This is a genomic window from Ruegeria sp. E5, from assembly GCF_056534105.1.
In genome coordinates this window covers 229409-242010 of record NZ_JBQFPA010000006.1, presented here as the reverse complement: position 1 = coordinate 242010, position 12602 = coordinate 229409, and the positions used below count along the sequence as shown (strand labels likewise).

Below are 12602 nucleotides of genomic sequence, written 5' to 3'. Positions count from 1 at the left end.
CCATCCCCCGCAAACTCTCTGACCTGGGCGTCACCAAAGCCGCCATCCCCGAACTGGTCCAAGGCGCAATCATCGACCCCTCATGCGGAGGTAACCCAATCCAACTCAACCAACAAAACATCACTGAGCTGTTTAATACGGCGATCTGACAGTGAGCGCTGAAATCGTTCTCATAATCCTTGCGGCCGCGTTGCTGCATGCGATCTGGAACACGGTTGTAAAAACGGCCGCTGACCGAACAGTCACGCTGGGTCTGGTTGCGCTGGGACACGTTATCCCGGGGGCGCTGATGGTGGCGGTTCTGCCGCTGCCGAATATCGAGAGCCTGCCATATCTGGCAGGTTCGACCGTTGTTCATTTCGGATATTTCTACATGCTGAATCAGGCCTACCGGCATGGTGATCTCAGTGTGGTGTACCCGATCGCGCGCGGTGTGGTTCCTGCGCTGGTCGCTCTTTGGGCCGTGATATTCGCGGGCGAACATCTGCCGACGCAGGCCTGGATTGGGATCGCGGTGATTGCCACAGGCATTCAACTGTCCAGCTGGTCGGTTTTGAGGCAAGGGGTCGGTAGGGCATCGCTTGTTTTCGCATTGGGAACGGGCTGCTTTATTTCCATCTACTCGCTTGTGGATGGCCTGGGCGTGCGGGTGTCAGGCAACATCCTGAGTTATTGGGCCTGGCATTCGGTTCTGCATATCTTTGTTGTAGGCTTTGTCGCGCTACGGCGAGGCGCGCGTGTGCTTGATTTGCCTCTGCGCATCTGGGTGATCGGGATTGCAGGCGGAATGGTGTCGATGACCGCTTACGGCCTAGTGCTTTATGCCAAGAATTTCGCTCCGCTTGGCGTCGTGTCAGCCTTACGCGAAACCTCAGTGATCTTCGCGGCCCTAATCGGATTTCTGTTCCTGGGTGAAGGCAATCCCATGCGACGCCTTCTGGCGGCCGTGATGATGGCCGCTGGCGTGACGCTGATCGCATTGTCGTCATGAACACATGCTGGGATGAGTTGAATGATTCTTGCGAGAGATCTGAAATCCACCTGTCACGCCGCATGAAACTGCAGGTTTGCTATGCCATGTTGACCGGAAAAGGCAAAAAAACCAAAATTGTCGCAAAAGATTTACATTTATTGTGGATTTTTGCGCGAAAATGTGACCGAGTCTGAAAATGGATGATGATAGCGTAACCATCCCACATCGTGGCCGAGAGCTGCTGGATGTCCTTGCGCGGCTGGGGGGGTCAGCGCGCAACACTCAGATCGCCCAGATCATGGACGTCTCTGAGGAAACTGTGCGTCGTTTGGTCAAGGCACTGGCGCGCGCGAACAAGGTTGAGCGTGTGCATGGCGGCACATTTCTGTCTCGGGCGCAGGATACACCGATGTTTTCGGGCGCGTTGGAGTATAATGCCGACGAGAAAACCAACATCGCCAAGCGGGTCTGCGGGTTGCTTGAGGACGAGATGGTGTTGTTCATCACCGTTGGCTCGACCATGACTCATGTGGCCGAGCAACTACGTGAGCTGCGGGGTTTGACCGTCGTTAGCAACTCTTTGTCAGTTGTCGCATCCCTGGCCGATCACAATGGCACGCGCGCCGTTCTGGCAGGGGGCGAAGTAATCCGCTCCGAACGAGGCAGTTTTGGCCGTGCGGCTGAAGAACTGGCGTGTCAGTACAGCTATGACGCGGTGATCTGCGGCGCGGATGCACTGTCGCTGGTTGGAGGTGTATTGGCCTCGAACCCGCTGGAGGCGGATCTGACCCGTGCGCTGCAAGGGAACACGCATCGCATGATCGTTGCAGCGGACCACACCAAATTCGGTGCAAAGGCAGCCAACGTGTCTTGCCCGTTCGACAAGGTGACGGATCTGGTGACCGATATCGCCCCACCCGATGCGTTTGCACCCGTTCTCAAGCAAGCTGGGGTCCAAGTGCACATTGCATCGCAAAACGATGTCAAATCCGGGCCGGAAGAAACAGAGCCCCGGAAGCAAAAAAAGAACAAAGAAACCTCCGAAAGCAAAGCGGGCAAGTCGGGCTCTCGGAAACGCAAAACGAAATAAACAAAACCTAGGGAGAAAACATGAAAAAGCTTCTTATGTCTGGTGTGGCCTTTGCCACAATCGGGGGCGCGGCCTGGGCCAATTGTCCTGCTGCAACCGTCGCGGATATGCAGGGCGTCGCAGCCGGTGCTTATCCTCAGCAGTTTGATCTGTCCGAGTTTCAATCAGCTGCAAACTGTACGCTCAGCTTTGCAGAAAACCCGGCTATTGGGGATCTGAACGGCATGATCCGTGGCAATGGCGATCTTGCGGCCGTGGCAGATCGTCTGCCGGCTGACCCGTTGGTCATCGTACCCTATGACTCGATAGGTCAGTATGGCGGTGTTCTGGACGCGCTCTCCAACGCCACAGAAAGCGGCACCTCGGACTTCCTTTCGGTGCGTCACGTCAACCTGTTCCGCTATTCCGACGACCTGCAGACCCTGGTGCCCAACGTGGCGAAATCCTGGGAATGGAACGATGACTTCACCGTGCTGACCGTGAATCTGCGTGAAGGCCACAAGTGGTCGGATGGCGCGCCATTTACGGCGGCGGATATCGTCTTCTGGTACGATAACCTGATGATGGACACCAATGTCATCGCCGAAGCGAAGGATTATGCGCTGGCGGGTGGTGAGCCGATGAAGGTCGAAGCGTTGGACGACACCACCGTCCGCTTTACCCTTGCCGCGCCCAAGCCTGGCCTGACCGAGACATTCTCGTTCACCTATGTGCAGCCCTACCAGCCCAAGCATTTCTTTGAAAAGTTCCACCCGGCGCTGGATGACAAAGCCGACGCCAACGCGCAGGCGCTTGGATATGAAAACGGGTACGAGCTGATCAAGGCCTATTATGGCAACTCGGACTGGATGGATACGCCCTCTCCGATGCTGACAGCCGGTGACAAACTGGCGGGTCTTCCCACCGACACCATGCCGACGCTGGAGAGCCATATCCTTGTGAAGGAGAGCACCGAGGGTCGTCACTACGTGGCCAACCCCTATTTCTTCCAGGTCGATACGCAGGGTAACCAGCTTCCCTACATTTCGGAAATGGATGAAACTTACGTTCCGGACGAAGAAGTTCGCACCCTTAAGTTGCTGAATGGCGAGGTCGATTACAAATCGCAAGGTGTTAACCTGACATCTGCTCCGGTGCTGCTCGAAGGTCAGGAGAACGGTAACTACACGGTCGAGGTGAAGCCTTCGATCGGCTATCCGGTTCTGACCTTCAACGTGACCGCAGAAGACGAGGCCAAGCGCGCGATCTTTAACGATATCCGGTTCAGAACTGCGATGTCTGTTGCTATGGATCGCAACCAGCTGAACGAGGTTGTGGCTTTTGGTCTGGGAACACCGACACAGTACATCGGCTTCTCGCCACGTCCCGATTTCATCGACGAAAAATGGTCGAACCATGAGATCGAATTCGACGCAGAGCGCGCCAATGCGCTGCTGGACGAAGTAGGTCTTGTCGACAAGGACGGTGATGGCTTCCGCGACTTGCCGAATGGTGATCCGTTTGTTCTGGATTGGCAGTTCTCGACCCAGCCAGCTTCGGCGCAATTGGTGGAACTGATTGCTCAGAACTGGAAAGACGTTGGCGTCAACACCGCGATCAAAGAGGTGACATCCGACGAATTCCGCGCCGCACAAACGGCCAACTCGCTGGATATGGGCCTATGGCTGAAGAGCCAGCCAGCCGGGTCGATCCTCGGGGACAGCGAGATCTGGGTGCCTCCGTTTGATGGCTATTTCGACGTACGTACAGGTATGCTCTGGGCTGAATACATCAGCTCAAACGGTGAAAACGGTGTTGAACCGCCGGCTTGGGTCGCGGATCTGAAGGCTGCATTGGACACCTATCAGTCCAGTGCACCCGGCTCTGATGCGTCAGTATCCGCCGCGCAGAAGATGGTCGAGATCATGACCGGCGAGCTGCTGTTCCTGGGTACCGTGAATGCTCCTGCCCCGATCTATCACTCGAACAACCTGCAGAACTTTACCGAGTTCAAAACGCAGTCTTACGAGTTCTATCGGACCTATCCTTACCGCCCCGCACAGTGGTGGCTGAGCGAATAAGGTTGAGAAGATAAGAAGGTGGGCGCCCGCGCCCGCCTTCACGCATCCCGCGGGGACAGATATGTTGCAATTCTGCAGATTTGCCGCCACCCGGGCGGTTATGGCGTTGGTCACTTTGGTCATCGTATCGCTGATTGTTTTTTCACTGATGGAACTGGTGCCCGGTGACTGTGCCGAGCGCTATTTGGCGTATAAAAACACCCAAGGGTCCGCGATCACCGTTGCTGACGTTGCTGCAGAACGCGCCCGACTGGGGTTGGATCAACCGTTCCTAACCCGATGGGCCACTTGGTTGTCAGGGGCATTTCGTGGCGATTTCGGCGAAAGCTGCATCCTGCGGGTGAATATTGCACAGCTGCTGGGCGACAAGTTCTGGCTGTCGCTGTGGATCTGCCTTGGCGCTTTGACGCTGGCTTATGCCATCGCAATCCCTGTGGGCATTATTTCTGCCGCCTCGCGCAGTGCGGTACTGAACAACTCGCTGCGGATCGTCAGCTATCTGGGTCTGGCGATGCCGAACTTCCTGCTGGCCCTGATGGTGATGCTGGTTTCAACCGTTTATTTCGGCGAGACACTGACCGGGCTGTTCTCGCCTGAGTACAAAGAAGCGCCTTGGTCTTGGGGCAAGTTCCTCGATTTGCTGAAACACGCCTGGCTGCCGATCTTCATTCTGGGCTGGTCGGCCACAGCCTTTGCGCTGCAGACCGTGCGCGCGTTGATGTCGGATGAGATCGGGAAGCTGTATGTCACCGCTGCTGCCGCGCGGGGCATTTATGGCCGCCGCCTGTTATGGCGCTATCCGGCCCGTCATGCGCTGGGGCCGATCGTCAACAGCCTTGGCTTTGACCTGAACCGGATCTTCAACGAACTGCCCATTGTGGCGCTGATCCTGACATTGACCGAAGCCGGGGCGCTTTTGCTTGAAGCGTTGGCGCGGTCCAATGATCAGCAACTTGCGGGGGCCATCATCTTTCTGCTGACGGCATCAATCGTAACGTTGAATTTCTTCACCGACATTCTGCTTGCGGTGATCGATCCGCGCGTGCGCAAAAGTATCCTCAGGTGACCAGATGACTGCGACAATCGACAACCAAAAGGCAAAAGAAGCCTATTTCACCGCCTCGCAGCGTCAGTTGATCTGGGCCCGATTCAAGAAACAGCGCGCGGCGATGATTGCGGCCACAGTTCTGGTCGTCCTGATCCTGTCGGGCATCTTTGCTCCGTTCCTCTCGCCTTACGATCCGACCGCCGCAGGGCGTGACAAAGACTATCTGAACGGAGCCCCGCAGATTCCAAAATTCTGCGACAAGAATGGCTGCTCGATCCGCCCGTTCCTGCACGGGGTAACCCGCGAACGCTCGTTGGCGACCAATTTCCGCTGGGTCGAGAAAGTGAACGAGGATGAACGCCGATATATCCAGTTCTTCGTTCGGGGCGACAAATATAAGCTGTTTGGAGTCATTCCCGGTAACATCCACCTGTTTGGTGTCGATCAGGGCTATGTTCACCTGTTCGGAACCGACAGTGCCGGCAAGGATATCTTCAGCCGTACACTGCATGCGGTTTGGACGTCGCTACAGGTCGGAACGCTTGGGGTGATGATTTCGTTCGTGCTGGCGCTCGCGATCGGAGGGGTGGCTGGATATTACGGTGGAATGGTCGACAGTGTGATCCAAATGATCACCGATGCGATCCGTACGGTTCCGGCCATACCTCTGTTCATGGCGATTGCGGCCTTTATCCCGCCGGAATGGTCGGCCGAAACAAGATTCTTTGTCATCACAGCCATATTGGGATTGGTCGGCTGGCCTACTTTAGCACGGCGAGTTCGCACCCATCTGTTGACCGAACGCAATCAGGAATATGTGCTTGCGGCAAAGCTTTGCGGTGCATCGCCGGGCCACATCATCCGGCGTCATCTGCTGCCCAGCTTCACCAGTTACATCATCGTCGATCTGGTGATCTCGTTCCCCTATATGGTCCTCAGCGAAACCGCGCTCAGCTTTATCGGGCTGGGGCTGAAAGATCCGGTCAACTCACTTGGCGTGATGTTGCAGAATGTCACCAAGGCGGATGTTCTGCTGAATTACCAATGGTATTTCATCCCGGTCATCTTCTTTGTCGTTCTCGTGATGTCTTTCGTGTTCGTCGGCGATGGCCTGCGCGATGCGGCTGATCCTTATTCGGAGACCCGCAAATGAGCCTGATCGATGTCGAAAACCTGTCCGTTCAGTTCAAAACCGATGAAGGGTTGATCACGGCGGTTGAGGATGTTTCGTTTTCACTCGTCCCAGGCGAGGTGCTCGGGCTGGTCGGCGAAAGTGGATCGGGAAAATCAGTGACGGCAAAGTCACTGATGAAACTAAATCCACCCAACGCGATCTATGCGCCGGAAAGCCGGATCGATCTGCATCTCGACAGCGGCCCGGTTGATATCATGGCGCTGAAGCGGCCCAAGGACATGGAGATTGTGCGCGGCGGGGCGATCAGTATGATCTTTCAAGAGCCGATGGCCAGCTTTGCCCCCGCGATCACCATCGGCAAGCAGATGGTTGAACAGTTGCTGATCCACACGGATCTCAGCAAAAAGCAGGCCAAAGAACTATCGATCGAAATGCTGGACCGGGTGGGTATCCTTGAACCAGCGGCCCGGTTCAACCAATACGCTTTCGAATTGTCGGGCGGGATGCGTCAGCGGGCGATGATCGCCATGGCGCTTTCGACCAAGCCCAAACTGCTGATCGCGGATGAGCCGACAACGGCGCTGGACGTGACCATTCAGGCTCAGGTTTTGGATCTGATGAAGGATCTGGTGGCCGAGTTCGGCATGGGCATCGTCTTCATCACCCATGACCTAAGCGTCGTCGCCCAAACCGCCGACCGGGTTGCGGTGATGTATCTGGGTCGGATCATGGAAAGCGGACCTGTGCGTGAGGTGATCCGCCATCCGGCACATGCCTATACGCGTGGCCTGCTGAACGCGTTACCCAAACTCGATGATCTGGACGCACCGCTAACCCCGATCCCCGGCGATATCCCCTCACCTCTGGAGCGGCCATCAGGCTGCGTGTTCCATCCACGCAACCCGGAACTCAAACCCGGATCGCGATATGAAACGGAACGCCCACCCTTGACCGAGGTCAGCCCCGGCCATTTCGCAGCCATTTTCCCCGAAGACGTGCCAGGTCAGCCATGACAAATGCACTGATCAAAACCGAAAACCTGTCGGTCGAATTTCCCCTTGGTGGCGGGTTGTTTAATAAGCGCACGCTGAAGGCGGTCGACAATGTCTCGATCGAAATCCCGCAAGGGGCATTTGTTGGAGTGGTCGGCGAGTCCGGCTCGGGTAAGACAACACTTGGCCGCGCATTGCTGAATGCGGTCCCAATCACCAGCGGTGGCGCAAGCTATGATGATGGTGAAGAGCAGTTCGATCTGACCAAAATGTCGGCAACCGATCTCAAGTCCTATCGCCGTCGGGCTCAGTTGATTTTTCAGGACCCTTACGCGGCGCTTAGTCCTCGGATGACCGTGCGTGATATCATAGCCGAACCGCTGGATGTGATGGGCCTGACCGCATCGCGTGAGGAAACCGATGCGCGGGTTCGCGAGATTGCGGGCAAATGCCGGTTGAACCTTGAACATCTGCGACGCTATCCGCACGCGTTTTCGGGCGGTCAGCGTCAGCGGATTTCTATCGCGCGGGCTCTGGCCTGCAACCCGCGTTTTGTAGTTGCCGATGAATGCGTGGCGGCGCTGGACGTGTCGATTCAGGCGGATATCCTGAACCTGCTGAAATCCCTTCAGCGAGATATGGGCCTGACCTTCATGTTCATCAGCCACGATCTGTCGGTTGTGGCCCATACCTGCGATTTTGTGGTTGTGATGTATCACGGCAAGATCGTCGAAAGCGCCCCGACGCGCGAACTGTTTGCCGCACCCAAGCAAGACTATACCAAGCGGTTGCTGGATGCGATCCCATCGCTGGACCCCGATCATCGAATGCGTGCCTGATCAGGGCGCGCTAACCTGCGCCTGTCCGGTCTCGGTCAGCACAATCTCGGTCGCGCCATCTGCGCTGCGCTCGCTGGGTGGGACAAGGACATCGATGCCAGGCCGGTCGGGGCCAAAGGTGTTGCTGACTCGGCGGACTGAACTGAGAATGGCCAGCAGCGCCGGAGACGTCGCCGCCACGAAATGAGATGATCCCGCATCGCTGTTGAATGCAGTCGTGTCGATCACGCTGATCGGATATTCGGCCAACGCGTCGACCGAACTAATATTACCCAACCTCTGACTGTCCGCGGTGCCGCGCAGCCGAGCCGACAGGTTCAGAATCTTGTCCTTCTGGGACACCATCACCACAAACGGGTCGGGCGGGCTCTTGATGCTGTTCATCTGGGATCGGAACAGATCCACATCCAGATCAGGTGAGATCAGGATGACCCCCTCAAGATTGCGGCTTGCCCATCCCGGCTCGCGCAGTTCGGCTTGCCGCATCATCTCCATCGATAGGGCGCTGCCCATCGAATGCGCTATCAGGACGACCCGCTTTACGCCCATTGATTTGAGCAATCTAATGGTCTGTTCCAGCCCGTCTCGGGCAAACAGCATACTGTCCAGATCATAGGCGTAACCGGTGCCGCGCGCCTTACTGGGCCAGGAATAAATCAGAATGGTTCCGGGGATACCGATATCATGGCTCAGCTGAGCGGCCCGAAATGCGGTCTCGGTCTGCGTGGCGTTATACCCGTGAACAAAGATGACCACGTCATCCACGCCACGCAGACGGGACTTCAGATCCTGCGGACCCGAGAACTCGGTAACATCGGCCACGACAAACTGTTTGTTCGGATTCGGGTTCGCGTATGAGAACTCGAGTTCACCCGGCGTGTGCGACGGCGGAATCGAGACGGTCATCTCAAGGTAACGCAGTGCCTCGGTACGGTTAGCTCCGTAGCTGCCATCCGGCTCGCGCGCCCGGGTAGTGGCGGCAAAGACCGTGGCGGGGGTGCCGACCCTAAGGGCTTCGGGTGTGATCTCTGTGATAGACCGATCCGCACAGGCGGTCAGCACAGACAGCGTCACAATGATGATGAAATAGCGCAGCACGCTCTGCCCCTGTGAAGTTACTGGGCTACGCTACCGTATTCCCGCCCCGCGTCCAGCCTGAGGGCACGACTCATTGGCAAAATCCGGCTGGCACCTGTTACAAAACGTAACGGCTGAGGTCTGTGGATTTTGTCAGCTCGCCAAGATTGTCATTCACGAAACCTGCATCGACGGTGATCTCAGCCCCCGCCTGATCCGGTGCGGTGAACGAAAGCTCTTCGAACACGCGCTCCATCACCGTGTAAAGCCGCCGCGCACCGATATTCTCGATGCTTTGGTTCACATCCGCCGCAATCCGGGCCAAGGCTGCGATCCCGTCTTCGGTGAAACTGACCGTGACCTCTTCAGTGCCCATCAGGGCAGTATACTGCAGGGTCAGAGCGTTGTCGGTCTCGGTCAGGATACGTACGAAATCCTCTTCTGTCAGGGCGCGCAGCTCCACGCGTATCGGCAAACGGCCCTGAAGTTCTGGCAGCAGGTCCGAGGGCTTGGCGATGTGAAACGCACCGGATGCGATGAAAAGGATATGGTCGGTTTTCACAGGGCCATGTTTGGTGCTGACAGTGGTGCCCTCGATCAGAGGCAGCAAGTCGCGCTGAACCCCTTCCCGGCTGACATCGCCTCCGCGCGCATCGGATCGGGCGCAGACTTTGTCGATCTCATCCAGAAACACGATGCCGTTCTGTTCGACCGCTTCCAAAGCCACCCGGTTGACGGTTTCATCATCCAGCAACTTGTCGGCCTCTTCCCCAATTAACGCCTCATAGCTTTCAGCCACAGTCATGCGTTTCTTGACGGTCCGTCCACCGAAGGCTTTGCCGAAGATATCACCCAGATTCATCATCCCCATCTGACCACCCGGCTGGCCCGGAATATCGAACATCGGCATCGGGTTCGTGGTATCTGACAGTTCCAACTCGATTTCGGTATCGTCCAGCTCACCCGCTTTCAGCTTCTTACGGAACATCTCGCGTGTCGCTTCGCGGGCGTCGGTTCCAGCAATCGCCTCGATCACGCGATCCTCGGCGGCCTGATGGGCGCGGGCTTTGACATCCTCGCGCATATACTCGCGGGTTTGCAGGATTGCGGCGTCAGCCAGATCGCGCACGATCTGTTCAACGTCCCGACCGACATAGCCGACCTCGGTGAATTTGGTGGCTTCAACCTTGATGAAGGGTGCGCGGGCCAGTTTGGCCAGACGGCGGCTGATCTCGGTCTTGCCAACGCCGGTGGGTCCGATCATCAGAATGTTTTTCGGATAGACCTCATCGCGGATGTCATCTGGCAACTGTTTGCGCCGCCAGCGGTTGCGTAGCGCCACGGCGACGGCGCGTTTCGCGTCTTTCTGCCCGATAATAAAGCGGTCCAGTTCCGAGACAATCTCGCGCGGGGTCAGGTCGGTCATATGCGTTCTATCCGTATGTTTCGCAGCGGAACCTAATCATACGGCGCGAAAACACAAGCCGATCACGAGAAGATCACGGCAACTCACGGGCAGCACACGGAATTTCGTGGTGATGTGAATCGCCAGATGCACAGCGTCTGCGGCATAACCTTTCGCGACGGACCCTGCGTCCGTATGAAATTAGGGAGATACCTCATCATGATGACTCGTCGTTCGCTTTTTGTGAAAGCTGCAGCTACCGGCGCGGCCCTGTCTCTGGTCGGCACCACCGCTGCCCTGGCCGGTGGCGCAAAAAAGAAAGGCACATTTGAAGGCCGCTCGAACCACGTCACTACCGGTTCGGTAAAACTGGTCAAAGATGGCGAGCGTTACATCGTTGAACTGGGCGACGACTTTTCGCTGGACAACGGCCCCGACCCGCGTGTCGCATTTGGTAAGGACGGCACATACGCCCCAGACAGCAAACTGGGCGCGCTGCTGCACCTGACCGGCAAGCAATCCTATGCCGTGCCGCCAACCATGGATGTCTCGGGCTACAACGAAGTTTATATTTGGTGCGAGGTTGTCGGCGTCCCGCTGGGCGTTGCTTCGTTGAAGTAATCACACCCTTCAGGGGTCGGGCTTTCCGGCCTCTGACACGCCGTTAGGTGACAGGGCAACTGTCTGTTACACTCGCCCCAAGATATTGGAACTGGGGGCGTTTTCATGACCAAGATTGCCAAGATCACCCTGCTGTTTGTGGTCTTTGTTGACCTGATCGGACAAGGGCTGGTGTTTCCCATCATCAACTCCCTGATCATGGAAACGAAGTCCGGCTTCTTGCCGGAAAGCACGGCCATGGGCACAAGGCACTTTTATTATGGTCTGGTGATCGGCTGCTTCTTCCTGTCTTGGTTTCTGGGGGTGGTCTATGTCTCGAAAGTTTCAGACTCCATCGGGCGCAAGAATGCTCTTCTGGTCTGTTTGACCGGGGCGCTGGTCGGCTACGCCCTGACCATCGCAGCGCTTTATCTCAACAGCCTGCTTCTGCTGATCATTGGTCGTTCGATCACCGGGTTTACGGCTGGAAATCAGCCCATCGCACAAGCGGCGATGATCGATGGCAGCACCGACGCTGCCGACCGCGACCGCAACATGGGTTATATTGTGACCGGTGTCAGCTTTGGCTTGGTCGGAGGACCGATCATAGGCGCGGTTCTGTCCGATGCAGCCTTATTGGGCAGCGCGGCGACATTGAAAACGCCTTTCTACGGGGCGTTTGTACTGGTCCTGATTGCAATCTTTCTTGTGACCGCGTTCTTTAAAGATACCAGAACCGAGCGTGAACCTTTTGTTTTCCGCCCACGCGACATCACCGACAGTCTTATTGCTGTGCGCGAGCACCCGCTGGTTCTGAAGATCATGCCAGTTTACGCCCTGTTCATGGTCGCCAACGTTACTTTCTATGTATTCGTCGACAACTTCCTGACCAGCGCGTGGGGTTATGGCGTAATAGGGGGCAGCATGGCGATGGTGGTCATTGGCGTTGCGCTGGCCTTTTCCAGCACCTTCCTTGTGAAACCAGCGCAAGAGAGGTTCAGCAAGCACCAGATCATCTACACCTCATTGGTCACCATGGTGATCTGTGGCTTTGCCTTCGCATTCAGCCCCAGCGGGGTGCTGAGCTATATTCCGGTCTTTTTCTTCTACTTCTTCTTCGGCGTTTCTTACCCGACGCTGCTAGGCCTGTTCTCATCCAGCGTTGCCGAAACGGATCAGGGCTGGGTCATGGGCGTGACCACAGCCGTGTTCTGCCTAGCAGGCGGTATCATGTCCCTGATCGGAGGCGGATTGATGAGCATCGACATCCGCGTGCCGTATTATATCGTCATTGTCACTGCCCTGATGGGCCTGATCGGGATGCATTTGAGGTGGAAGGGGAAAGAGATCAAAGCGCTATTGGCGTAAAGAGCAGCCGATAGA

11 protein-coding genes and 1 pseudogene are annotated in these 12602 nt (G+C 56.7%); 10 read left to right on the top strand and 2 right to left on the bottom strand.

Annotation, left to right across the window (positions count from 1 at the left end; translation table 11 throughout):
• From ACR0BI_RS20505 to ACR0BI_RS20470, 8 genes and pseudogenes are all read left to right on the top strand, one after another.
• Positions 1-149, top strand: a pseudogene (locus ACR0BI_RS20505) (iron-containing alcohol dehydrogenase); the annotation flags it as partial.
• A gap of 2 nt (positions 150-151) precedes the next feature.
• On the top strand, positions 152-991 hold the full coding sequence (locus tag ACR0BI_RS20500) for an EamA family transporter (RefSeq protein WP_170636821.1): 840 nt from the start codon (positions 152-154) through the stop codon (positions 989-991).
• Between the two features lie 178 nt (positions 992-1169).
• The gene (locus ACR0BI_RS20495; RefSeq protein ID WP_170594917.1) at positions 1170-2063 is read left to right on the top strand and encodes a DeoR/GlpR family DNA-binding transcription regulator; all 894 of its coding nucleotides are present in this window, start codon (positions 1170-1172) and stop codon (positions 2061-2063) included.
• 20 nt (positions 2064-2083) lie between these two features.
• Entirely contained in the window at positions 2084-4123 is a 2040-nt protein-coding gene (locus tag ACR0BI_RS20490) for an ABC transporter substrate-binding protein (RefSeq protein WP_480563136.1), read from the top strand.
• Between the two features lie 61 nt (positions 4124-4184).
• Positions 4185-5189: an ABC transporter permease gene (locus tag ACR0BI_RS20485; RefSeq protein WP_170397787.1), complete on the top strand. Its 1005-nt coding sequence runs from the start codon at positions 4185-4187 to the stop codon at positions 5187-5189.
• Positions 5190-5193: 4 nt separating this feature from the next.
• A complete protein-coding gene (locus ACR0BI_RS20480; RefSeq protein WP_170397790.1) occupies positions 5194-6324 on the top strand; it encodes an ABC transporter permease in 1131 nt (376 codons plus the stop codon).
• Entirely contained in the window at positions 6321-7319 is a 999-nt protein-coding gene (locus ACR0BI_RS20475) for an ABC transporter ATP-binding protein (protein WP_170397793.1), read from the top strand. Before ACR0BI_RS20480 ends, ACR0BI_RS20475 begins: the two co-directional genes overlap by 4 nt.
• On the top strand, positions 7316-8137 hold the full coding sequence (locus ACR0BI_RS20470; protein ID WP_480563138.1) for an ATP-binding cassette domain-containing protein: 822 nt from the start codon (positions 7316-7318) through the stop codon (positions 8135-8137). Before ACR0BI_RS20475 ends, ACR0BI_RS20470 begins: the two co-directional genes overlap by 4 nt.
• On the opposite strand, the gene ACR0BI_RS20465 is transcribed toward ACR0BI_RS20470, so the two are convergent.
• Both ACR0BI_RS20465 and hslU read right to left on the bottom strand, forming a co-directional pair.
• Positions 8138-9235, bottom strand: a complete 1098-nt coding sequence (locus ACR0BI_RS20465; protein ID WP_480563140.1) for an alpha/beta hydrolase — start codon at positions 9233-9235, stop codon at positions 8138-8140.
• Positions 9236-9332: 97 nt separating this feature from the next.
• Positions 9333-10640 carry an ATP-dependent protease ATPase subunit HslU gene (gene hslU / locus ACR0BI_RS20460; protein ID WP_170425348.1) on the bottom strand — a complete coding sequence of 436 codons (1308 nt, stop codon included), beginning with the start codon at positions 10638-10640 and terminating at the stop codon, positions 9333-9335.
• Positions 10641-10838: 198 nt separating this feature from the next.
• Here hslU and ACR0BI_RS20455 point away from each other — a divergent pair, with 198 nt between their 5' ends.
• Complete coding sequence (locus tag ACR0BI_RS20455) at positions 10839-11240, top strand: DM13 domain-containing protein (RefSeq protein ID WP_480563141.1); 402 nt, start codon at positions 10839-10841, stop codon at positions 11238-11240.
• Between the two features lie 105 nt (positions 11241-11345).
• Positions 11346-12587: an MFS transporter gene (locus tag ACR0BI_RS20450; RefSeq protein ID WP_170397806.1), complete on the top strand. Its 1242-nt coding sequence runs from the start codon at positions 11346-11348 to the stop codon at positions 12585-12587.
• The last annotated feature ends 15 nt before the right edge of the window (positions 12588-12602 follow it).

Excerpts from the sequence above, each read along its gene's own strand:
- ACR0BI_RS20495 (WP_170594917.1), top strand. The coding sequence starts at position 1,170 with ATGGATGATGATAGCGTAACCATCCCACATCGTGGCCGAGAGCTGCTG.
- ACR0BI_RS20490 (WP_480563136.1), top strand. The coding sequence starts at position 2,084 with ATGAAAAAGCTTCTTATGTCTGGTGTGGCCTTTGCCACAATCGGGGGC.
- ACR0BI_RS20485 (WP_170397787.1), top strand. The coding sequence starts at position 4,185 with ATGTTGCAATTCTGCAGATTTGCCGCCACCCGGGCGGTTATGGCGTTG.
- ACR0BI_RS20480 (WP_170397790.1), top strand. The coding sequence starts at position 5,194 with ATGACTGCGACAATCGACAACCAAAAGGCAAAAGAAGCCTATTTCACC.
- ACR0BI_RS20475 (WP_170397793.1), top strand. The coding sequence starts at position 6,321 with ATGAGCCTGATCGATGTCGAAAACCTGTCCGTTCAGTTCAAAACCGAT.
- ACR0BI_RS20470 (WP_480563138.1), top strand. The coding sequence starts at position 7,316 with ATGACAAATGCACTGATCAAAACCGAAAACCTGTCGGTCGAATTTCCC.
- hslU (WP_170425348.1), bottom strand. The coding sequence starts at position 10,640 with ATGACCGACCTGACCCCGCGCGAGATTGTCTCGGAACTGGACCGCTTT.
- ACR0BI_RS20455 (WP_480563141.1), top strand. The coding sequence starts at position 10,839 with ATGATGACTCGTCGTTCGCTTTTTGTGAAAGCTGCAGCTACCGGCGCG.
- ACR0BI_RS20450 (WP_170397806.1), top strand. The coding sequence starts at position 11,346 with ATGACCAAGATTGCCAAGATCACCCTGCTGTTTGTGGTCTTTGTTGAC.